At 40.1% G+C, this 21,190-nt stretch carries 22 protein-coding genes and 1 tRNA gene; 14 read left to right on the top strand and 9 right to left on the bottom strand.

Going from position 1 to position 21,190, the window contains the following annotated elements; all coding sequences use genetic code 11:
* The 4 genes from IQ236_RS10440 to IQ236_RS10425 all read left to right on the top strand — a co-directional run.
* The coding region (locus IQ236_RS10440) for a hypothetical protein (protein WP_193869199.1) at positions 1-414 on the top strand (414 nt) is incomplete at its 5' end.
* A 590-nt stretch (positions 415-1,004) separates the two neighbouring features.
* A complete protein-coding gene (locus IQ236_RS10435) occupies positions 1,005-1,904 on the top strand; it encodes a LecA/PA-IL family lectin (protein WP_193869198.1) in 900 nt (299 codons plus the stop codon).
* Between the two features lie 100 nt (positions 1,905-2,004).
* Entirely contained in the window at positions 2,005-3,078 is a 1,074-nt protein-coding gene (locus IQ236_RS10430; protein WP_193869197.1) for a LamG domain-containing protein, read from the top strand.
* Between the two features lie 136 nt (positions 3,079-3,214).
* On the top strand, positions 3,215-4,321 hold the full coding sequence (locus IQ236_RS10425; RefSeq protein ID WP_193869196.1) for a LamG domain-containing protein: 1,107 nt from the start codon (positions 3,215-3,217) through the stop codon (positions 4,319-4,321).
* Between the two features lie 68 nt (positions 4,322-4,389).
* Here the strand turns inward: IQ236_RS10425 and IQ236_RS10420 are convergent, their stop codons facing one another.
* Positions 4,390-4,932, bottom strand: a complete 543-nt coding sequence (locus IQ236_RS10420; protein WP_193869195.1) for a hypothetical protein — start codon at positions 4,930-4,932, stop codon at positions 4,390-4,392.
* Between the two features lie 138 nt (positions 4,933-5,070).
* On the opposite strand from IQ236_RS10420, the gene IQ236_RS10415 reads away from it, so the two are divergent.
* Genes IQ236_RS10415 through IQ236_RS10405 form a run of 3 tightly spaced genes read left to right on the top strand, consistent with a single transcriptional unit; the run spans position 5,071 to position 8,845 of the window.
* On the top strand, positions 5,071-6,168 hold the full coding sequence (locus IQ236_RS10415; protein WP_193869194.1) for a polyprenyl synthetase family protein: 1,098 nt from the start codon (positions 5,071-5,073) through the stop codon (positions 6,166-6,168).
* 26 nt (positions 6,169-6,194) lie between these two features.
* Positions 6,195-7,781, top strand: coding sequence for a hypothetical protein (locus IQ236_RS10410; RefSeq protein ID WP_193869193.1), 1,587 nt, complete (start codon positions 6,195-6,197; stop codon positions 7,779-7,781).
* Positions 7,778-8,845, top strand: a complete 1,068-nt coding sequence (locus IQ236_RS10405; RefSeq protein ID WP_193869192.1) for a hypothetical protein — start codon at positions 7,778-7,780, stop codon at positions 8,843-8,845. The genes IQ236_RS10410 and IQ236_RS10405 overlap by 4 nt, the downstream gene beginning before the upstream one ends.
* Positions 8,846-9,270: 425 nt before the next feature.
* Here the strand turns inward: IQ236_RS10405 and IQ236_RS10400 are convergent, their stop codons facing one another.
* The 3 genes from IQ236_RS10400 to aroA all read right to left on the bottom strand — a co-directional run bounded on the left by IQ236_RS10400 (position 9,271) and on the right by aroA (position 12,563).
* A complete protein-coding gene (locus IQ236_RS10400; protein WP_193869191.1) occupies positions 9,271-10,578 on the bottom strand; it encodes a glycosyltransferase in 1,308 nt (435 codons plus the stop codon).
* A 188-nt stretch (positions 10,579-10,766) separates the two neighbouring features.
* The gene (locus tag IQ236_RS10395; protein WP_193869190.1) at positions 10,767-10,982 is read right to left on the bottom strand and encodes a type II toxin-antitoxin system HicB family antitoxin; all 216 of its coding nucleotides are present in this window, start codon (positions 10,980-10,982) and stop codon (positions 10,767-10,769) included.
* Positions 10,983-11,213: 231 nt separating this feature from the next.
* On the bottom strand, positions 11,214-12,563 hold the full coding sequence (gene aroA, locus IQ236_RS10390) for a 3-phosphoshikimate 1-carboxyvinyltransferase (protein WP_193869189.1): 1,350 nt from the start codon (positions 12,561-12,563) through the stop codon (positions 11,214-11,216).
* 104 nt (positions 12,564-12,667) lie between these two features.
* Between aroA and IQ236_RS10385 the strand changes: the two genes are divergently transcribed.
* Entirely contained in the window at positions 12,668-13,153 is a 486-nt protein-coding gene (locus tag IQ236_RS10385; protein WP_193869188.1) for a hypothetical protein, read from the top strand.
* A gap of 151 nt (positions 13,154-13,304) precedes the next feature.
* On the opposite strand, the gene IQ236_RS28030 is transcribed toward IQ236_RS10385, so the two are convergent.
* A complete protein-coding gene (locus IQ236_RS28030) occupies positions 13,305-13,430 on the bottom strand; it encodes a hypothetical protein (RefSeq protein ID WP_265578683.1) in 126 nt (41 codons plus the stop codon).
* Positions 13,431-13,918: 488 nt separating this feature from the next.
* On the opposite strand from IQ236_RS28030, the gene urtE reads away from it, so the two are divergent.
* The 4 genes from urtE to IQ236_RS10365 all read left to right on the top strand — a co-directional run bounded on the left by urtE (position 13,919) and on the right by IQ236_RS10365 (position 17,831).
* Positions 13,919-14,620, top strand: a complete 702-nt coding sequence (gene urtE / locus IQ236_RS10380; RefSeq protein ID WP_193869204.1) for an urea ABC transporter ATP-binding subunit UrtE — start codon at positions 13,919-13,921, stop codon at positions 14,618-14,620.
* Between the two features lie 239 nt (positions 14,621-14,859).
* Positions 14,860-15,507, top strand: a complete 648-nt coding sequence (locus tag IQ236_RS10375; protein ID WP_193869187.1) for an ABC transporter ATP-binding protein — start codon at positions 14,860-14,862, stop codon at positions 15,505-15,507.
* A gap of 21 nt (positions 15,508-15,528) precedes the next feature.
* Positions 15,529-16,335 (top strand): ABC transporter permease, encoded by an 807-nt coding sequence (locus IQ236_RS10370; protein ID WP_193869186.1) that lies wholly within the window; start codon positions 15,529-15,531, stop codon positions 16,333-16,335.
* Positions 16,336-16,484: 149 nt separating this feature from the next.
* On the top strand, positions 16,485-17,831 hold the full coding sequence (locus IQ236_RS10365; RefSeq protein WP_193869185.1) for a glycosyltransferase family 4 protein: 1,347 nt from the start codon (positions 16,485-16,487) through the stop codon (positions 17,829-17,831).
* 110 nt (positions 17,832-17,941) lie between these two features.
* On the opposite strand, the gene IQ236_RS10360 is transcribed toward IQ236_RS10365, so the two are convergent.
* From IQ236_RS10360 to lipA, 4 genes are all read right to left on the bottom strand, one after another.
* Complete coding sequence (locus tag IQ236_RS10360; RefSeq protein WP_193869184.1) at positions 17,942-18,685, bottom strand: HEAT repeat domain-containing protein; 744 nt, start codon at positions 18,683-18,685, stop codon at positions 17,942-17,944.
* 87 nt (positions 18,686-18,772) lie between these two features.
* A complete protein-coding gene (locus IQ236_RS10355; protein WP_193869183.1) occupies positions 18,773-19,246 on the bottom strand; it encodes a GNAT family N-acetyltransferase in 474 nt (157 codons plus the stop codon).
* On the bottom strand, positions 19,239-19,418 hold the full coding sequence (locus tag IQ236_RS10350; protein ID WP_193869182.1) for a hypothetical protein: 180 nt from the start codon (positions 19,416-19,418) through the stop codon (positions 19,239-19,241). Before IQ236_RS10350 ends, IQ236_RS10355 begins: the two co-directional genes overlap by 8 nt.
* A 100-nt stretch (positions 19,419-19,518) precedes the next feature.
* On the bottom strand, positions 19,519-20,388 hold the full coding sequence (gene lipA / locus IQ236_RS10345) for a lipoyl synthase (protein WP_193869181.1): 870 nt from the start codon (positions 20,386-20,388) through the stop codon (positions 19,519-19,521).
* 90 nt (positions 20,389-20,478) lie between these two features.
* Between lipA and IQ236_RS10340 the strand changes: the two genes are divergently transcribed.
* Together IQ236_RS10340 and IQ236_RS10335 are read left to right on the top strand one after the other, a co-directional pair.
* Positions 20,479-20,552 (top strand) — tRNA-Pro (locus IQ236_RS10340).
* 238 nt (positions 20,553-20,790) lie between these two features.
* A complete protein-coding gene (locus IQ236_RS10335; protein ID WP_193869180.1) occupies positions 20,791-21,183 on the top strand; it encodes a Fur family transcriptional regulator in 393 nt (130 codons plus the stop codon).
* The last annotated feature ends 7 nt before the right edge of the window (positions 21,184-21,190 follow it).

Here is a 21,190-nt window from a genome sequence, read left to right as displayed (position 1 = left end):
CCCAAAACTCCCACGCCAACTCCAGTTCCCACACCCCCACCCGCTCCACTGTTCGGTCAATTTGAAGTGCTGAGTACCTCAGAAATTGGTTATAACTTCACAAATACTTATGGTCGGGATCTGACTGTTTTCTTTACCCCATCAGGAGAATGGAAACCTGCCCATTTCCTACCCTACTATACCCCCGCAGGTGCTCCGGGTTTTCCCTATCAAGAATATATGGTTTATCCCCAAAATACCTCCTTTGCGCTGTTAGCTATTGACCTAGAAACCAATACGGTTTTAGCCGAAATTACCGGGACAACTCAATTAGTTATTAAAGCCGGACAAACCATTGCTTTCCGCATCAATGATGTTGTCGGTTGTTATGCGGATAATTATGGGGCTTTTACTGTTCAATGGTTAGCCACTTAGGTCAACCTTAATCTAGTTTTTGCGCTCTTTTATCTTGTGAATAAAAGAAAACTAGATCGAGGGGATTAAATTTCAATTTCACAGGAGATTCAATGGCAACACTTTAAAAGAATAATTCTTGATTGATAACGGTTAATAGGCTCTAGTACAATTCTGTATTAACAAGAGTTATTGTCTTGATGAAGCAGGATAAAATTGTTCTGGAATTTAATTAAAATTTGTAACAATTATTGATTATTTTTATTAAAGTGTTGGCAACATTTTCGCCTTGATTTAATATAATAGGAGAATCTACTCATCCGATGCGATCGCTCACCATTAGAACAGTAGAATGTCCCCCTTTTAAAGCAAGCCCATCTACAAGTTCCACTCAACCCTGTTCTGGAACTGTGGAATTAGAATAGTCAACTCAGAAATCCCCCCATTATTCACACCAAAACAACAGAATATATCCCAAAATATAGATCTTTTGTTTTGCTATCTATGCAGAAAAAATTTCAATTGAATTGAAATCAATATGAAATCCCCTGCTTAAATTGTAAGTCTTTGTTCCCGTCTATCCATTCATTAATAATTAGGAGTAAAAACCGATGTCTGCTGCCGCAAACTGGCCTTTTCCCTTATCTAATACTAACGATTTAGTCAGCTTGTTAAATTGGCTGTATCTTCAAGGACAACGGGATTTTCCCTATAGCTATCTGTATGAAGCTAACCTCGCTAATGCCAAACTTCCGTCAGTTAATCTTAGCTTTTCCTATTTGTACAAAGCGAATTTGTTAGGCGTTGACTTGATGGCAGCTAACTTAGGTTATAGCTTTTTTGCCTATAGCTACTTAGGCTATGCCAACCTCAGCCATGCCTATTTAGGGTGTGCTTATTTAGCTTATTCCAACCTCAGTCATGCCAATTTGAGCTTTGCCAATTTAAGTCATTCTGATTTAAGCTTTGCCGATTTAAGTTATGCAGATTTGACCAATGCAGATTTAAGTTATGCGGATTTAAGTTTTGTCAATCTGACGGGCGCGAACCTAACCAATACCAAATTGACGGGTGTAACCATTATGGGAATTACACTCACCAATATTCAATTGGTTAACACCTATTTTGCCCACACCCAAGTCATTGCGAGTGGCAAATTTGAAGTTCCAGCTAACTCGGAAGATGGCGTCGCATTAATGAATAATAGTAGCCGTGATGCCTCCGTTAATATCACGCCATCAGGTTCGTGGAAAAACGGGCAAAATACAGCATCTTTCTCATCGGCAGGAGATGCTAGTTATGCAAAAGCTGGAATGAAACATCCTCAAAATACAGCTTTTTCACTGTTAGCAGTTAATCCCATTACAAATATAGTCCAAGAAATTTATACCCCAACAGTCATTGCGATTAAACCGGGCGAATCATTAATTTTCAGAATGAATGATGCCCCAGGAACTTACGGTAATAACGTTGGCAGTATAACTGTTAATTGGTCAGAAGTCGGTCGCTAATTCAGGCATTATTTAATCGGGGAAATTAGCATTAATTTGTTATTTCCCCCTGGAACACTGATTGTAAGTCAGTCTAACTTATCGAAAAGGAATTGAAGATATGACAACCAGTAATTCTCAAACCTCTCTCTTGTGCTTTGATGGTGTTGATGACTGTGTAGAAATTTTACATCAAAACAAATTGAATCCTCCCAATTTCACAGTTGAGGCTTGGGTTTTAAATTTGAATACGGCTCAAACAGATTTCTGTATTCTCTCTTCCAATGTCTCTCGGTGGCCTTATATATATGAGTTTGTTCAATACACCAAACGCTTAATGTTTGGCCTTTTTAATGGTGCCGGTTTTGCCGAGGGACGTTCTATGCTCAACAATGTTTGGACTCATCTTGCAGGAACTTACGATCAAGCTTCTCAGATTTGTGTTTATTATATAAATGGTAAGCAGGTATGTAATAAGTCTATTACTAATCGAACCAGACCTTCTAGTACCACTGATGAGATTTTGTACATTGGAACACACTTAGTTAATTCGAGTTCCCAGCCTCGGGGACGTTTTTTCAAAGGATACATTGACGAAGTTCGCATCTGGAATATTGTTCGTACTGAACAACAAATTCAAGAAACCTTTAATAAACCATTAACAGGGAAGGAACCCAATTTAGTCGGATATTGGCGCTTAAGCAATCTTTCTGGGAATAAAGTTCCTGATTTAACTGGGAATGGTTTAGATGGAATTATTTATGGGAATGCTACCTCTCAATTGATTAATAACCCACCATTTATTACCCCGCAGCCAGAGAAAACAAAAACCATTAATGTTGACATCAACTCAGCCTCTGGTACCCCCTTTAAAAATGATTTTCAACAGGAAGTTAGCTTCAAAATCTCTGCTACAGGAACCTGGAAACCGTCTACTTGGGCTGACTGTACACCTGCCGGATGGCCTGGTTTTGAATATCAAAATCAAATGAAATATCCCAGCAATACTTCCTTTGCTTTGTTAGTCGTTGATGCTGAAACTAACACGGTTTTAGCCGAATTAGGAAACGAAATTACTTTAGTCTTAAAACCCAGTCAAACGATTACCTTTGTCGTCAATGACGTTCCTGTCAATGATGGCTATCAAGATAATACAGGACATCTCAGCATCACTTCTGTTGCACAGATTCCTTGAAATAGCAATCGGTAAAATTAGATAGGGGTTGGTTCTTGGAACCCGTTATATTTCAGCTTTTCCCCAACTCTTATCTCGGTTTATTGTTGTCTGTGTTAACTCAATTGAACTTAATATCGTTGGAGTTTATATTATTATGATCACTCACAATCCCAAAAGTCCTCTATTTCGATTTGATGGCAATAAAGACTATGCGGATATTCCCTTTAAAAACGAATTAACCCCACCTAATTTAACCGTTGAACTTTGGGTTTTACAAATAGAAAAGTATAAATATTCGGCGGCGACCCTTCCCCTCATCAGCACGACCGAACCGCAAGAGTTAGGATATACCCTTGGGGAATATAATGCAGCCACCGGCTTACAGATGATCTTTCAAGTCGATACTTTGACCGAGCGTTATCCACTGTTTGTAAAAACCCCTTTACCCCTCAATGTTTGGACACATTTTGCAGGGACGTATGACCAGAAATCCCAAATTTCCTGTTTCTATATCAATGGCGAACTCCTGCAAACTTATAATTTCACGAACACCCACTATAATCCACTTAAACCCCAGACCCCTGCAACTTCTAATATATTGCGACTGGGAGCGCTAGTCAAAAAGTCAAAAGATGGGAAAAATCTTGTATTTTGTGAATTCAATGGATATATGGATGAAGTTCGCATTTGGGATGTGGCTCGTACTCAACAGCAAATTCAGGAAACCATCAATCAAGAATTAACTGGAAAAGAACCTAATTTAGTGGGATATTGGCGGTTTAGTAATCTTTCCGATAATAAAGTTCCTGATTTAACCGGGAAAGGTTTAGATGGGATAATTATTAAGAATGAGAATCCTGTCACGCCTATACCCAAAACCCAAACTTTTGAGGCTGACCTCTGCTCACAAGCGGGAGTGAACTTTACTAATACTTTTGCTCAGGAAGTTTCATTCAAAATTTCTGCCACAGGAGCCTGGAAACCCGCGAGTTGGGGTGAGTTACCCCCCGGAGGATGGCCCGGTTTTGAATATCAAAATCAGATGAAATATCCAAACAATACTTCCTTTGCTTTGTTAGTCGTTGATGTTGAAACTAAAACGGTTTTAGGTGAATTAGGAAGCGAAATTACTTTAGTCTTAAAACCCAGTCAAACGATTGCCTTTGTTGTCAATGACGTTCCTATTTCTGAGGGCTATACTGATGGCTATAAAGATAATACAGGAAATATCAGCATCACTTGTACTGCACTCATTCCCTAAAATTAGGTTCAGGTTTCAAGTCTTGACGGTTAACCATCAACACCCCTGTTACTCTACCCAATATTTCTCTATTTCAGAGAAACTCGCAGCACATCTTCTGGTATATTTTCAATTAAATAACCGTAGGCAGGATGTTGTTGTTCTAGGGTAGCAGGAATAGGAGAAACAGAGGTAAGTAACCAAATTTCATCAAACTTGTTCCATAAATCTTGTAACTCTGGATGAATGGCACTGTCCGCAAAAAGATTCATCACAACTCCATAAATTGCCGTTAAATCTGATAATGTTCCTTGAACATAAATTTGCCCCCGAACAACGGCAGCATCTAACGATAACTTCCCCTGAATAATCGCCCTTAAGGTTTCAGCATCACTGCGAAAATCGTATTGTAGAGGCGAGGTTCCTTCCTCCCTCGTAATGGGTTCAATTTCAACTTGTAATGGTTCACCCCCATGGGCCTGCAATTGTAAAGGAATGCCGTCGAGTTCAATGAGGGCGGATTTGTCTGAAACCGCTAGGACAAAGTGATCCCAAGTTGACCCTCCCTGAGTGCGAATTTGGCAGACTAATTCCTCTAACCATTCCTTTAATTGTTGCTGACGTTCTCTCACAAAATCAACCCTCTTTAGGAGTTAAAAATGAATTTTATTTAAACCGAAATCTAAGACCAACATAGCATAAAAATTAATCGAGTTAAACCCCAGTAATCCCTATTAGCTATTCAAATAGCAACGAGTGAGTAAGAACCCATGTTTGATAAAACGATTATTAATGAAGCCTTACAAAATTCCCGTTCTGCTATTGTCAGTAAAATTCAAGAGTTTGTCAATAGCAAACGTCAAGGTACAGGTGCCTATGAGCCTTTATATGATTTATTAACCGACTATCCCTTTCGAGTGGGAAAAATGCTTAGACCCACAATTTGTATTAGTGTCGCTCGTGCCGTTGGAGGAATAGGACAATCTGCCTTAGCAACGGCTGCCGCCTTAGAACTTTATCATAATGCTTTTTTGATTCATGATGATATTGAAGATGGCTCGGAATCTCGACGAGGAAAAGAAACCTTACATTCTCGAATTGGAATTCCTCGTGCGATTAATGTTGGAGATGCGACCAATGTTTTAGCGGTGGGTTTATTATTAGAAAATTTATCATCCTTGGGAGTTACAAAAACCTTAAATATTCTCCATGAAATTGAAGTCATGGCACAACAATCCGTTGAAGGACAGGCAATGGAGTTAGATTGGGTAGCTGATAATACTGCCAATTTAACAGATCAAGATTATTTTACCATGTGCGTAAAAAAAACCTGTTGGTATTCCTTCATGACTCCTTGCCGGATTGGGTTTATTGTCGGAAATCCTAATGCTAACGCCAGCGCATTAGTCAAGCCTTTAGCTGATTTAACTCGATTTGGAATGCTCCTAGGAATTGCTTTTCAAATTCAAGATGATCTGTTAAATTTAATTGGAGAAATGGAAGCTTATGGAAAAGAAATTGGGGGAGATATTTATGAGGGAAAACGAACAGTGATGTTAAATCATGTTATTAGTCATAGTAATCCCGGAGAATCCAAAAAAATTCTTAAAATATTAGCAACTCCCAGAGAAGATAAAACTTCCGATCAAATTGAATTTATTTTGAAATTAATGCAAAAGTATGGCAGTATAGATCATGGTTGGTGTTTAGCTCGTTCTTATGCAAAACAATCCGCAGAACTATTTGAAACTCTTGATTTCCTGGAGGCTGAAACCCCCTTACGTTCAGAGGAAAAATTTATTTCCGAATATCATGACCGACGATTTTTAAAAGAATTGATTAATTATGTAATTTATCGCAATTTATAATTTACTAAAAAGAGGATATTATCATAATGAATTTAGATTTAAAACCCACTTCCGATTTCCCGATTTTAATTGAAGGTCAACCGGGATTAACCGTGATTCTGAAGTTATCCTGTTGTAATGAGCGCTCAGAAACTTTATTAATTCGTCCAATTTTAGAAGATGGATTCACCGATAGCCAACAAGTTGTATCTTGTTATTATCAAGTCAATCCAGCCTATCTTTATTTATTGCCCAAAAAAGCGGAAAACCTAATTTTAACCTTCCAAATTCCTGAAACTATTTCTGATCAAAATTCGGTAAAAATCGGGTTAAGATTTCCAGGGATAGAAGCAGAAGCGATTCCAATTCTAATTACTTTGGTATCCCCTCAACCCAGTTCTGAAACCCGATCACCAGCTAACTCAATTGAAAAGTCTCTCAAAGTGACCTTTCCTTTTTCTGATCAAAATCTTCTACCCTCAACTCATCTTTCCCCTCAAAAAACAAGTATAATGGGTAAATTTACATCAAGATTAATGGATTTAGATACAATCCCTTCTCGTTGGTTAATCGTTGAAATCTTAACCCTTTTAGCAATCATTGGAGATGATTATTCTCAAACCAAACCAGGAAATAAAACCCTTCAAGACCTTGAAAAAACAGTCTTTTTTAAACAAGGTGTAACAGCATTTAATTCGGGTGGTATTCCTCAATGGATGCTCATAACTTTATCTACAATTCAAACCTATTTAGGTCAAAAATTTGTATTAGAACTTTGGGAACAGTGGTTATACAGTTTAGGATCAACCGATTTAGAACATGAAAAAAATCCAGAAACTATTTTAATGTCTCCCCTGTTCCCTTCCCACTGGATTTCTCAACAAAACAACCAAACAGAACGCTGGTTTTCTAATATTATTCTAGGCTTAAAACAAATTAATCCGTCTTTTTCTGAGCAATTAGAAACCTTGATTTCTCAAACTTCAAAACTGCCAAAAAATCCGGCTTTTGGGGTAGAGTTATTGCCGTTTATTAACCCGAAAAATAATCAGGAAACTCCCATAATTACACCGGAAAAAGATATCACTTTAATCACAGGATTATCAAGTTTTGATATCTTACCTGCTCGTTGGCTGGTGGTAGAATTGCTTTTCATGATTGCTGCTCAAGGAAATCAGTATTCAACAGAAAAACTGGGAATAGAATTGAGTTCTAAACTGCAACGTACCCGATTTTTCAAAAATGGGATTCTGGCTTTAGCTTCTGCACAATTTCCCCGATGGTTAATCGTCAGCCATCAAGCCGCATCAGCCTTTCATACTGATACCGGAGGAACCTTAGAAACCCAAGGATTAGTTTATTTTTGGGAAAAATGGTTATGGAGTTTAAATTCTCAGCCCTTGCCTAATCTTGTGAATTATCATACCTTAACAGAAACCTTAATTCAAAAAAATGGCATGGATGTTGAAAAATGGTTCCTTGATCTGATTCTAGGACTGGCTTTAATCTCACCTAGAATTTCAGCATTTATTCAGACTTTAGCCGAGATATCGCCTATTATTTCCCTACAACCAACAATTGTTAAAACTCCCTCAGAAGATATTCTTAATTCTAATCTATCTTTACAACGATGACTTTAGATCTTTCATTGATTAACCAGATTGAATCTTTGCGAATTCCTTTAGATAATCCAGCATCTTCTTTAGATTGGAAAGATTGGTATCATTATATTCTGATTCATCCTGAAACCGGGATGCGAATTCTAGTGAATATCACCCTTATGGGTAGACCCCAACGGGGAGAAATTCAAGTCAGTTTGATTATTAATAGTCCCAATGCTTTATTACCCCCTTCCCTACAAACAAAGGATTTAATAGCGACCTTTGCTACGACTGTTGCTATTCCTTGGAAAGCTAATGATGTTTGTTCTCAACCCTTAGAAATTCAAGCAAAAGGAGTTCACTTACAAATTCAGGGAGAACAAGCAAAAATTCAAGTTCAGGATAAGCGATCGCAACTTTCTATTGAGTTTCAAACCCAGGTTAAAGCCACTCCTTTATTAGTGACTGAAGATGCTAAATTTGGCAGTGGTTTTATCGGTTGGGGGTTAATTCCTGGCTTAGAAGTTTTAGGCAAATTCGACATTGGTGAAACTCAATTTAACTTAAATTCTGATTGGTTATGTTATCACGATCGCAATTTTGGCCGTTTTCGTTGGGGAGAAGATATCGGTTGGGAATGGTTTGTAATTTTTGCCCAAACTGAAACTAAAATTCCCCTGACCCTAATCTTAGACTGGAGAACAAATAAAACCCATACTCAAGGCGGTTTACCTTATATTTTTATTTATCAAAATCATCAGTTAAGTAAAATCTTTTTAGGGGAAACATTACGCCTAAATTGGCAGTGGTCAACGGTTCCCTATCAACCTTTACGTTTACCCGGAGTTATGGCATCTTTATTTAGCGATCGCGTCTTAAAAATGCCCCAAAGTTTACAAATTGAAGCTGAAGATGAACAGGATCATTTGTTTTTAAATCTTAACTTTGATGCTACCCTAGAACTGATTGTTCCTGATAATCAATCCCGTCAATATACTTTTATTGAAGAACTCTCAGGGCCCGTTGAAACCCGCCTAAAAATTAACCAAACCCAATTAATAGGTCAAGGATTTGTTTATGCAGAATATGTGCAGTAAACGTGTGGAACAGGCATCTTGCCTGTTAAATCGGGTGTCGGGTTTAGCTAATATGAAATCCCATTATGAACGCTACAGACGATCCCCCCAACTCCCCTTAAAAAGCAGGGGGTTTTCATTTTCTCTCAAAAACCTCTGTGACCTAACCCCCCAACCCCCTTCCCTATTAGGGAAGGGGGAGTAATTAATAATTTTTGATGTTTAATAGTAATAATTAGTCCCCCTCTCCTTGCAGGAGAGAGGGTTAGGGGGAGAGGTCATACAAATTTTGGGAGAAAATGAAACAGCCCTGGCTTAAAAAGGGGGGAGATGTGTAGCATACATTTAAGGATGGAATATAACAATAATATTGTTGATTTCTCAAATCTATTCCCCTAACACCCAATTGAACAGGCAAGATGCCTGTTCCACACACCCGACACCTATTAACGCGAATTAAAATAGGTTTCCAGGACATCAACGGCTTTACAGTTTCCCTGTTCAGCTTGGATATAAGTGCTGACTTCAGCCACACGGGTAGCATAACTTGGATCACCTAATAACATTTTCAGTTCTGCTAAAACCGTAGACGCTTGATAAAGATTGCGGTCTAATGTTCGTCCAACCCCCATTTGTACAACTCGTGTTGCATTGTCGGGTTGATCATAATGATAAGGAATGACTAACATCGGATGCCCTGCTCGTAAGGCTTCTGCCGTTGTTCCCATACCCCCATGATGGATAATGGCTGCGGCGAATGGAAAAATATCGGCATGGGGTGAGTAGTCAATGGCGATGACTCCTGGCGGTAAACCCAAGGCGTTCAATTGGTGTGCCGCTTTTCCCATCATCAAAACAGCCCGATATCCTAACTTTTGGGCGGCTATCATCCCCTGTTCATAAAAATTCCCTGGAGTTAAAACAGCCGTTGACCCCAAGGTAAATATAATCGGAGGTGGCCCAGCGTGCAAAAACTGTTGGAGTTCTGGGGATAACCCCGACTCAGAATTTTGACGGTAAAACGGAAAACCCGTAATCTGAGTTTGTGGGGGCCAATCAGGTTGGACACTGGCAAAGGTTTGGGAAAATAAACCCAACACCAGAGGTGCAAATTGTCCTTCAAACAAAGGATCAAATCTGGCTTCTAACCCTAATTCTTCCTGCAATTGTTCCAAAGGCGCACTCCAAAGTCGCATATTGCAGCGAAACAGACGCAGCAAAGAATCCCTAGCCACTACGGCCATTGCTTTTTCATAGCAAGATTGAGTGCTTTTTTCCGGGGGGACATCATAGGCAGACATCAAAACACTGGGAGATAAAATTGTAGAAACCCAGGGAATTTCTGTTTTTTCAGCAACTAAAGAGGCGACTAATGTTAAGGGATGGGTTAAGAGTAAATCTGCTCCTTGTACTGCATTGATTAAGTCAGAATAACTGGTGCGTAAATAGGGCATTAATAAATAATTGATAATGTATTCCATCCCCCGTTGGGAGTCCATCATCATCGATAAAAATTCTATCTCTCCGGGCTCTTGGGGCAAACCATTGGGTCTGAGGAGACAAAACTCTATTCCGGCTGTTTCAATGGTTTTTTGATATTGTTCACAGGTAGCAATGCGGGCGGAATACCCTCGATTTTGCAATTCTTGAGCCAGTGCCATATAGGGATATAAATCTCCTAAAGACCCAAAGGTTGCTAAAACAATTGTTTTTCCTGAACCGTTGGAAGTTTGATGTTTTAATCGTCTGTCCATTAGATTATGATCTATCAAAAAAATTATGCTTTAGCCTCACGTTTTCACTTAGCTGCTAGTAGATTTTCCCATTTACAAATTTTCCCAATCATTAATATCAACTTTAGCCTGTCGCAAAATTTTAGCTAAAAAGTTGGTACTGATATCACCTTGATGGGGATTAGGTATAGTGACACGAAGGTTTTCTTTTAACATAAAAGGACAGGTAAAGGAAGATTCAGGGTAAGACTCAGTAAAATCCAATCTTCCAATACCTCTTGCAATTCTTCTCGGCACGCTTCAAGGGTTTCAGCATTTGCATAGACTCCTTCACAGGTAGGAATCTCTCCATAGAAAGTTCCGTCATCAGCAAAAATTTCATACCGAGCTTGCTTCATCGCAGCCTGAATGTATTGAGTTAACATATTTAGCTTATAACGATTTTATCTATTGTTAGATAACATTCTACTCCCTTATTATATAACTCTGTTCAAAATTTGTACCTCATTACTGGCTAAGATCATCAGTAATTCAATCCCAAAACTCTACTCAAATATTAACGGGGTATAGAAACCAGGTTTCTGAAGGAAAATCTTGATCTTCACCTATAGATAAGAACTAGAAACCCGGTTTCTCAAGTCTTAAAACTATTGATTTTAAACGGTACAAATTTGGCTTAAGGTTGCCACAAAATTGGGATAAGAAATTCCTGCGGCTTCCGCTCGGTGAATGGTGGTTTTTCCTTGAGCCGTTAAACCAGCAATTGCTAAACTCATGGCAATTCGATGATCCGTATCGCTATCAACTTCTGTTCCCGTTAACGGGAAACCTCCGGTAATTTCTAAGCCGTCGGGACGTTCAGTAATCTTCGCACCCAGTTGGCTCATTTGAGTTGCCATTACGGTAATGCGATCGCTTTCTTTTACCCGTAATTCTTCCGCATCTCGAATAATCGTTTTCCCCTCTGCAAACGCCGCAGCCACGGCTAAAATTGGGATTTCATCAATTAATCTAGGAATAATATCTCCGCCAATTTCACACGCTTTTAACGTACTATATTTAACTCGAATATCCGCCACAGGTTCCCCCGCAACCACCCGTTGATTTTCTAATTGTAAATCCGCCCCCATTCTTTCTAAAGCTTCTAATATTCCTGTGCGAGTGGGGTTGACTCCGACATTTTCTACTACTAATTCTGACCCCGGAATAATTGCCGCCGCCACTAACCAAAACGCCGCCGAACTAATATCCCCCGGAACGACAACGTGCTGACCGTGCAGTTCTGCTGGCCCATTAACAATTACACTAAAAGTATCAGGTTCAACGGTTAAATTAGCCCCAAAAGCTCTTAACATTCGTTCACTATGATCCCGTGAAAGAGCGGGTTCTGTTACTATTGTTTCCCCCTCCGTCATTAACGCAGCTAATAGAATACAGGATTTCACCTGGGCCGAAGCAATGGGGGAAAAATAATGAATGGGACGTAAAGCTTGACCTTGAACCGCTAAAGGCGCATAAGACCCCCCTTGACGACCCCAAATATTAGCCCCCATCTGTTGTAAGGGTTTCGTGACACGGGACATGGGACGACGGACTAAGGAATTATCCCCGGTAACAGTAAAAAATTTTCCAGGGTGGGAAGCGAGAATTCCTAACATTAACCGTAGGGTTGTACCGGAATTTCCCGCATCTAAAACTTCAGTGGGTTCTTGAAGATTACCCAGTCCAATGCCTTTAACTTCTACCCGTTCTGAATTTAACTCGGAAATTTCCGCCCCTAAGCAAGTAAAACAGTGGGCGGTACTGCGGGGGTCAGCCCCTAACAATAAGCCTTCAATGGTGGTAACACCCTTTGCTAAGGCTCCTAACATTAAGGCTCGATGGGAAATGGACTTATCCCCAGGAATGCGAATTCGTCCTTGTAACGATAAGCCCGATTTTGGGGGTTGTATTGTTAATATTTGCTCAGTTTCTGTATTTTCAGTTGTTACGATAGTCCCTTGCATTTTATGATTTGAGATAAGGTAAGGATTGCCTTAGTTATCCTACCGCTTTCTCGACTCTAACCCAATTAGAAACATCGAGAATTTTATCCTATATGAGATGACTTATGTTAACACACTATCGTGTACCCGTGAGTCTGTCGTTAGTATCGATAGACTTGCCTATTCGTTCTTTAGTGGAAGGATCGGCAACCCTGTATCAAAAGGATCGAGATCAGTTTCATTTATTGTTACATGAACCTGCATTAGCGGAATGGGAGTCTGATTCTTCTTCCCCACAGAGGATTATTCCTGCCCAGAAACCCCGTTTATTATGGTTAGAGGTTTCTCCCTATCGGGCGGTGATGACTATGCAGGGTCAGGGAAAATACAGTTATCGTCACCTCTGGCAACAGGGGATGTATGGCTTAAGTCGATATTATCTGCAAACGGATTTACAGGCAATGGCAAGTCAACTCCGTCTGCGGAATTTTACCCGTCAATTAGAATTAGTCGGACATCCTCTACCGGAATATATGCGTTTAGAATACGAACTTTGGTCAGAAAATGTTCAAATGGGTCGTTATGTTTTAAGTTTAGAAATTCATCATTAATGGGTTTCGGGTGTCAGGTTTCGGGTGCTGGAGAACGAGTCCCCTGTAGAGACTAGCCATGCTTAGTCTCTACAGGGCGGGGATTTGTAGCATTCTTTTCGGAATTTCATATTAGTTTTACTTCAGCTAAAGTTGGTCAAATTTTCAAATATTAATTATTTTCTTTTTCCTCATTTTCTAAATTATTGGATAATTCGGTAAATTCTGATGTAGGAAGCCGCAGATTAATTTGGAATACAATTTGATCTCGTTCAACATTAACAGTCGCAATATTCACAATACTTTTTTCGGGAAATACACTATTAATTGGAAAAGGTTTCTAAATCCCAATATTTTACAGCTTGGCCAAACAGTTCATTCGGATTTTCCATAGCACGTTATTAGAGAGTTGGTATGACAAAAAAATGTTAATACTAGAGGCTTCTTAGTCGATATAGCATTTCCCAATAGGTTGTAATATTTGATTGTAGGGGTTGGGTTTTCCAACCCTCTAGGTAAGCTATTGAATGAGGGCTTGATTCAGTAGGCTAGACGGATGAAGCGATCAGATTCTCCGCTTATTAATTTTCTAGTTAAAGCTTAATTTGCCAGAAAAATAACGGACTCAACTTCTGAGTATTGGGGATGATCCGATATAATAACTTTCAAGTTTTTTCATCTACTTCATCGTTAGATAAAGTTTTAAGTTTAATCAATCAGGAGAATTTCAAAATGATCGGAGGAACACAAGGGGCGGTGATGGAATCTATTGCACCCCCTAATCTGATGTTACAGGTGTCTGGAGTCAATGTTTATTATGGGGAAAGCCATATTTTACGGGATGTGGATTTAAGCGTTGCGCCTGGAGAAATGGTGTGTTTAATTGGACGGAATGGTGTGGGCAAAACCACCCTTTTAAAAAGTATTATGGGGTTACTCAAACCTAAAACCGGGGAGATTTATTTTCAAGGAAAACCCCTGAATAAAGTTTCAACGGATAAACGGGCTAGATTAGGCATTGGTTATGTACCCCAAGGACGGGAAGTCATTCCCCGTGTGACAGTGAAAGAAAATTTATTATTAGGGTTAGAAGCTTTACCAGGCGGACGCAAAGGAAAACCTGAAATTCCCGAAGAAATTTTTACGTTATTCCCCGTTTTAAAAACCATGTTATCTCGGATGGGGGGAGATTTAAGTGGCGGACAACAACAACAGTTAGCGATTGCAAGGGCGTTAATGGGAAGACCCCAATTATTAGTGTTAGATGAACCGACAGAAGGGATTCAACCTTCTATTATTTTAGAAATTGAAGCCGCAGTTAGACATATTATCGAAACAACGGGAATTTCAGTTTTATTAGTGGAACAACACTTACATTTTGTCCGCCAAGCTGACCGTTATTATGCCATGCAAAAAGGCGGAATAGTCGCTTCGGGTGCTACAAAAGATTTAAGTCAAGAAGTGATTCAACAATTTTTAGCCGTGTAAATGTTGACTCTATAGATAGTCATAATGCCCTGAACGCGCATTTCGGGCTGTAGAGACGTGCCATGGCGCGTCTCTACTTCATCTTTAGATGACTCAGATCATTTTTCATTAACCCGTTTTAACGGGTTTGTAGGGGCAATTAGGGTGGATCTAGTTAAGAGTTTAACATCTAGCTTTCCAAATTCCCGTTTTAGTCTGGGTTTTTCCATAAATATCTGTTTAATTTTTAGTTACAGAACATGAGTCAATTATCAGCAATCAACCTCGGTCGTAAAATTAACTCTCGATGGGTTTGGCGAGGGGTTAATTTGGCTTTATCCCCTGGCGTTTCTTTAGGTTTAGTCGGGGCGACAGGAACCGGAAAAACACTCTTATTAAGGACATTAGCGGGGTTAGATCCTGTTGATGAAGGTGAAATTAAACTGGGAAATCGCCCTTTAAACCAATGTTATATGCCTGAATATCGTTCTTTTGTGATTTATCTGCATCAACGTCCTATTCTATTAGAAGGAACTGTCGAAACCAACTTAAAAAGCGTTTATACCCTATCCGTTCATCGACAAAAATCTTATAATTATCAACGGGTAGATAATTGGCTTTTAGATATTGGGCGATCGCCTAATTTTCTCCAACAATCTGCTCAAAATTTGTCAGGGGGTGAAACTCAACTGGTGGCTTTAATTCGCGCCTTACAACTTGATCCATTAGTGTTATTATTGGATGAACCAACGGCATCTTTAGACCCCAGAACAACTGAACAAGTCGAGTCCTTAATTCAACGCTGGTTAACTGAAAACCCTGAACGCGCTTGTATTTGGACAAGCCATGATTCTAAACAATTGCATCGGGTTACTCAAGTTCAACAAGAATTAGTTTCTGTTCATTAATTATATTTCATTTTTCCTAAAATGTCTAGTTCTTATATTCCAATTAGTTTAGAACAATTAGCCTTATCGGTTTTATTTATTCTGATTAATATTGTCCTATCGTTAGGACTGCGATTAGGTCTAGGGCGAACCTTAGTGATTGCTAGTGTGCGAATGGTGGTGCAGTTATTATTAATTGGATATGTCTTAAATTGGTTATTTACCTTATCCCATCCCGTCCCGATTATTGCCTTAGCAATGGTGATGACCACTATCGCCGGAATTTCCAGTGTAAATCGTACCTCTCGCAGATTTGCCGGAATTTATTGGCGAAGTTTATTATCGGTTTTTATTTCCTCATTTTTGATGACTAATTTAACAACCTTTGGCATTATTCAAGTTCAACCTTGGTATGATCCTCAATACTTTATTCCCCTCTTAGGAATGGTATTAGGAAATACCTTGACAGGAATTTCTTTAGGATTAGATCGATTCATGGAATCTTTAGTTAATCAACGTCAAAAAATTGAAACTTTATTAGCATTAGGCGCAACTCGTTGGGAAGCAACCCATGAAGAAGTTCAAGCGGCGGTTAGAACTGGAATGATCCCGATGATTAATTCGATGATGGTGATGGGAATTGTCAGTTTACCGGGTATGATGACGGGGCAAATTTTAGCAGGAGCAAGTCCATTAGATGCAGTACGATATCAGATTATTATTATCTTTGCGATCGCCTCAGCAACAGCATTAGGAACCTTGGGAGTTGTGTTATTAGCATGGCTTTCTCTGCTAAATTCTTCTCATCAAATTTGTTTAGATCGCTTAATCAAGCAAGACATTTACTGATTCAATCTATGCCTTTAGATAGATTTATTGTATTGAATTATTTTCTCATTTATATCTAATGATAGAGGGAAAATAGCTTTATCTATTATTAGATATAATGAAAGTTTTTACATTTTGTAAAACCTTGCAACCCTATCTTAGGAATAATTATGAATACCCTCAAAACCCGCGACTTAAATCAATTACGCCTTTTGCTAGTCGCAGATAATATATCGCGGAAAATGGGTGGTGAAGCCGGAAAAAATCTGTATTATTTGCAACTTTTGCAGGAACGGAATGTTGATGTGCATATTATTTGTCATGCACGAGTTCGCGAAGAACTTCAGGAAGAGTTGACAGAAGCAGAGTTTAAAAGAATCCGATTTATTGAAGATAGTCCTTTGCAAAGTAATCTTTGGAAAATAACTCAACACTTACCTCCTCGTATTCAAGTGGGAATGATAGAACAATTGATCCGCCTGAATACTCAACTTCGAGCTAGAAAACTAGCCAAGCAAATCATTCAAGAACACAACATTAACCTTGTATTTGAACCCTCTCCGATTACCCCAAAAGGCATTAGTTGCTTGTACGATTTAGGTGTACCTGTTGTGATTGGGCCATTATCAGGAGGGTTAGATTTTCCTCCCGCCTTTCAATACATGGATGGGTCAAAAACCCGGACAACCGTTGAGTTGATCAAAAAGTATTCTGAGTTTATTCATCAATTATTGCCAGGAAAACTAAAAGCTGATACTATCATTGTCGCCAATTCCCAAACTAAAGCTGCTTTACCAAAAGGTTGCAAAGGCAAAATTTATGAAGTCATTGAATGTGGAGTCGATTTAGAGATTTGGAAACCCAAAACCTATACTCAGCCTGATTCAAATCAACCCATTCGCTTTATTTATATGGGACGATTTGTAGACTGGAAAGGAGTACAATTTTTACTCGAAGCCTTTAAAATTGTATCCGAACAAACTCCTGCTGTTTTAGAATTGGTTGGAGATGGAATATTACGACCTCAATTACAAGCCCAAGTCGAACAATTAAACCTTCAAAATCAGGTTCATTTTCACGGTTGGATGAAACGGGAACAGATGGCTACTTTTATCCGTGAGTGTGATATTTTTGTATTGCCTGCGGTACGAGAAGCGGGAGGAAATGTGGTATTAGAAGCGATGGCATCTGCGTTACCTGTTATTGTTGCCAATTGGGCTGGGCCAGCTAAAACAGTAGACTCTAGTTGTGGAATTCTCGTAGACCCCTGTTCTAAAGCAGGGTTTATTCAAGGGTTAGCCGATGGGATGCTGCGGTTAGCCAACTCCCCCGAATTGCGGTTTCAAATGGGTCAAGCCGGAATAAAACGGGTGAAACAGCATTATTTTGATTGGGATGCAAAATGCGATCGGATTTTAGAAATATTCCAAGAAACCCTTCATGATTATGGTGCTGTCACTGAGGAGATCACCCCATTAAAACCTACATACAGACCTAAAATTTCTTCAGTGACTTAAGAAATACCTTGTCAAATAAATATTAGGAATTTGAGATAATTTAAGTGCCATCGGCATCACCTCAAATTCCTCTTTATTTTTAGATAAAACAACCTCATCCCCAAGACAAACTATAATAAACCGTCCATTTCTAAGTCTTCAATAATTTGTAATCCTCGCGGATCACCGACTCTTAATAAAGAGGATTTAGCATCATCTTTAACCCCCATATCTGCATCTTCTTCCAACGCTTCAATTAAGGCATCAATCGCCACAGCATAAACAACATTGGAAGGCAGTTCTCGACATAATTGTCCTAACGCCCAAGCACAATTACTTCTAACCGCCGCGATGGGGTCTTGACGCATCGCTTCAATCATGGGGGGAATAGCTCGGATCACAATCTCATAACCGACTTTCGCCATTTGACCGAGAGAACTCGCCGCCCACAAGCGTACCGCCGGAATATCAGTTTTTAGGGCATCTAGTAAGGGTTCTAAGGCTCTGCGATCGCCACAGGTTCCCAAGGCCCAAACAATGCCTTTACGGACATAACCATTCCAGTCGCGGTTGAGTTGTTCAATTAAAGCTTCAACGGCTTGAGAATTAGAGTTACGCCCTAAAGCATAGGCGACACTCACCCGCACGAGGGGGCAAGCATCCTGTAATAAATTAATCAAATCAGGAATCGCACGCCTGTCCTGAATTTCGCAAAATGCCCGTGCTGCGATCATCCGCCCTTGGGATTCCGGTGATCTTAACAACAGCAACATTTCCTCTGGATCGGGTTTGGCCACTTCGCCATCATCCAACTGATCCAAAGGACTCTCTAACGGGTCTTGGGTATTGATTACGCTCAGTTCTTCATCCTCCATATCATTAATTTACAACAATTTGTAATCGTTGATGCAATTACTCCCAAGGGAAGGGATCACCAGAGCGCAAAGAAGGTCACAACCTATTTAAAGCATCTTCTGCATCAACAAAGATTGAGGTTGATAGCCGAGTTTTTCATAGAGGTTGAGGGCGGGTTGGTTGTTGGTGAAGACTTGCAGGCTAATTTTGCGATCGCCCCGTAGCAAGGCCCACTCTTCCCCTCGCACCACTAACGCCGAACCAATTCCCTGTTTGCGGTGTTCTGGAGCCACATACAATAGAAAAATATGGGCTGTGCGTTCTCCATCTGCCTGATCAATGGCATTCCCTAACCACAAACACCCCACAGGTGCGGAGATTGAACCATCAGGATGTAATTGCTCTACCCACCATAAGGGGGTTTGAGCGGAGAAATACTGCTCAACGGTTTGGGTCAGATGACTTAAATCCTGGTTAGGAAACTGTTCCTTATAGGTACGATAGACAAACTTAAGTAATAACGCCCGATCCAACCGTGACCCCTGACGCAGACTGTAACCCGGAATTAGAACCTCAGACACGGGGATAATTAACAAAAGATTGAGTTAATATCGGAGAACTTAGAATGGTACTGATGGGTGCAGGAGCCATCATATCTTCTGGGAGGAAAATTCTCGCACTGACGACAAACAGAGCGAAGAGAAATATTAAAACAACAATCAACGGGGCAATATATTGACGAAAGAAAGCCATATTTAGGATAACTCAGAGAAAACAGATAAAGGGTATAGAAGAGATTTTTAGGTAGAGATGTGAAATATTCCGTCTCTACCTAATATTATCGAAACTTAAACTAACGGGGATATTCTTCCATTAACCCTCGAACTTGTTCTGCATGGTAGGAACTGCGGGTTAAGGGAGACGCAACAACTTGCAGAAACCCAATAGACTCGCCAAACTCTCGCCAAGCCTTAAATTGTTCTGGCGGAATAAACTCCACTAGGGGCAAATGTTTAGGACTCGGTTGTAGGTATTGACCCAAGGTTAAGATATCACAATCAACAGTCCGTAAGTCCTGCATGGTTTCTCGAACTTCTGCATCGGTTTCACCCAGTCCCACCATAATTCCTGATTTGGTATAAACCTCTGGGGTGAGTTGTCGCGATCGCTTTAATAATTCCAAACTGCGCTGATAATCTCCTTGGGGACGAACCCGACGATACAGCCGTTTGATGGTTTCGGTATTGTGGTTGAGAACTTCCGGCTTGGCTTGTAAAATCAGTTCCAAAGCGTCCCAATTCCCACACAAATCAGGAATTAATACTTCAATGGTGGTTTGGGGAGAGACAGCACGCACTTCTTCAATACACCGGACAAATTGAGACGCACCGCCATCGCTGAGGTCATCCCGGTTAACAGACGTGATCACCACATGATTCAAGTTCATGCGTCGTACTGCTTCCGCTAATCGTTCGGGTTCAGTCGAGTCAAGGGGTTGGGGTTTTTTCTCAAAATCAATATCACAGTAGGGACAGGCACGGGTACAAGCTGGCCCCATAATTAAAAAAGTGGCAGTTCCGGCGTTGAAGCATTCTCCAATATTTGGACAGGAGGCTTCTTCACAAACGGTGTTTAAGCCGAGATCCCGCAAAATTCCTTTAACGTTTCCAACGCGCTCCCATTGAGGGGCCTTAACTCGCAACCAGTCTGGCTTGACAACCACGCGCTACCTTTTCCTAATTAACTTACATCTTGATTGATCGTAACTGATATTTTATGTGTTATACTACCTAATAATGTCTTGTTAAGACACCGGGATGTAGCGCAGCTTGGTAGCGCACCTCGTTCGGGACGAGGGGGTCGCAGGTTCAAATCCTGTCATCCCGATTTGATAATAAACCTGTTAACCCCTATCCCCAAGCAAGCGTGCTACCACTGCACTATTGCCCGGTGTTGTGTACAGAGTGTACACCCTTCATTGTACGCGGGTTGTAGTGTTGTATCCTAATATAATAGCCCAGAGCAAGCTGATATTCTATCCTTGAATATTGGCTACAAATAATTGATCGGGTGGCTAGTCACTTTTTCCTATCCCCTGTTCCTTGTTCCCTGCTATTGAGTGATAATGAAACCTCGTCGCACCCGCAGTCAAGACCGAATTCTCACCGAACTCAAAACCCTAAAGCGCTCCGTTTCTGCTCAAGAGCTTTATTTAGAGTTGCGTAAAACAAACCAAACGATGGGGTTAGCAACGGTTTATCGCTCTTTGGATGCGTTAAAACGGGAAGGGTTAATTAATGTCCGCACCTTAACTACAGGAGAGGCAGTTTACAGTTGTATACAGCAAGATGAACATCATCTCACCTGTGTTGAGTGTGGACGTTCTATCCCCCTCGATGAATGTCCTGTTCACCACCTAGAAACTCAACTTCAACAATCCCACAAGTTTAAAATTTATTACCATACCCTAGAGTTTTTCGGACTTTGCGATCGCTGCGCCCTCACTCAGCAAGTATAACAGGAGT

The organism is Planktothrix mougeotii LEGE 06226 (genome assembly GCF_015207485.1).
Classification (GTDB): domain Bacteria; phylum Cyanobacteriota; class Cyanobacteriia; order Cyanobacteriales; family Microcoleaceae; genus Planktothrix.
This window is presented reverse-complemented; position numbering and strand designations above follow the sequence as displayed.

Coding starts and splice junctions, on each gene's coding strand:
- IQ236_RS10435 (WP_193869198.1), top strand. CDS start 1,005: ATGTCTGCTGCCGCAAACTGGCCTTTTCCCTTATCTAATACTAACGAT.
- IQ236_RS10430 (WP_193869197.1), top strand. CDS start 2,005: ATGACAACCAGTAATTCTCAAACCTCTCTCTTGTGCTTTGATGGTGTT.
- IQ236_RS10425 (WP_193869196.1), top strand. CDS start 3,215: ATGATCACTCACAATCCCAAAAGTCCTCTATTTCGATTTGATGGCAAT.
- IQ236_RS10415 (WP_193869194.1), top strand. CDS start 5,071: ATGTTTGATAAAACGATTATTAATGAAGCCTTACAAAATTCCCGTTCT.
- IQ236_RS10410 (WP_193869193.1), top strand. CDS start 6,195: ATGAATTTAGATTTAAAACCCACTTCCGATTTCCCGATTTTAATTGAA.
- IQ236_RS10405 (WP_193869192.1), top strand. CDS start 7,778: ATGACTTTAGATCTTTCATTGATTAACCAGATTGAATCTTTGCGAATT.
- IQ236_RS10400 (WP_193869191.1), bottom strand. CDS start 10,578: ATGGACAGACGATTAAAACATCAAACTTCCAACGGTTCAGGAAAAACA.
- IQ236_RS10395 (WP_193869190.1), bottom strand. CDS start 10,982: ATGTTAACTCAATACATTCAGGCTGCGATGAAGCAAGCTCGGTATGAA.
- aroA (WP_193869189.1), bottom strand. CDS start 12,563: ATGCAAGGGACTATCGTAACAACTGAAAATACAGAAACTGAGCAAATA.
- IQ236_RS10385 (WP_193869188.1), top strand. CDS start 12,668: ATGTTAACACACTATCGTGTACCCGTGAGTCTGTCGTTAGTATCGATA.
- urtE (WP_193869204.1), top strand. CDS start 13,919: ATGTTACAGGTGTCTGGAGTCAATGTTTATTATGGGGAAAGCCATATT.
- IQ236_RS10375 (WP_193869187.1), top strand. CDS start 14,860: ATGAGTCAATTATCAGCAATCAACCTCGGTCGTAAAATTAACTCTCGA.
- IQ236_RS10370 (WP_193869186.1), top strand. CDS start 15,529: ATGTCTAGTTCTTATATTCCAATTAGTTTAGAACAATTAGCCTTATCG.
- IQ236_RS10365 (WP_193869185.1), top strand. CDS start 16,485: ATGAATACCCTCAAAACCCGCGACTTAAATCAATTACGCCTTTTGCTA.
- IQ236_RS10360 (WP_193869184.1), bottom strand. CDS start 18,685: ATGGAGGATGAAGAACTGAGCGTAATCAATACCCAAGACCCGTTAGAG.
- IQ236_RS10350 (WP_193869182.1), bottom strand. CDS start 19,418: ATGGCTTTCTTTCGTCAATATATTGCCCCGTTGATTGTTGTTTTAATA.
- IQ236_RS10335 (WP_193869180.1), top strand. CDS start 20,791: ATGAAACCTCGTCGCACCCGCAGTCAAGACCGAATTCTCACCGAACTC.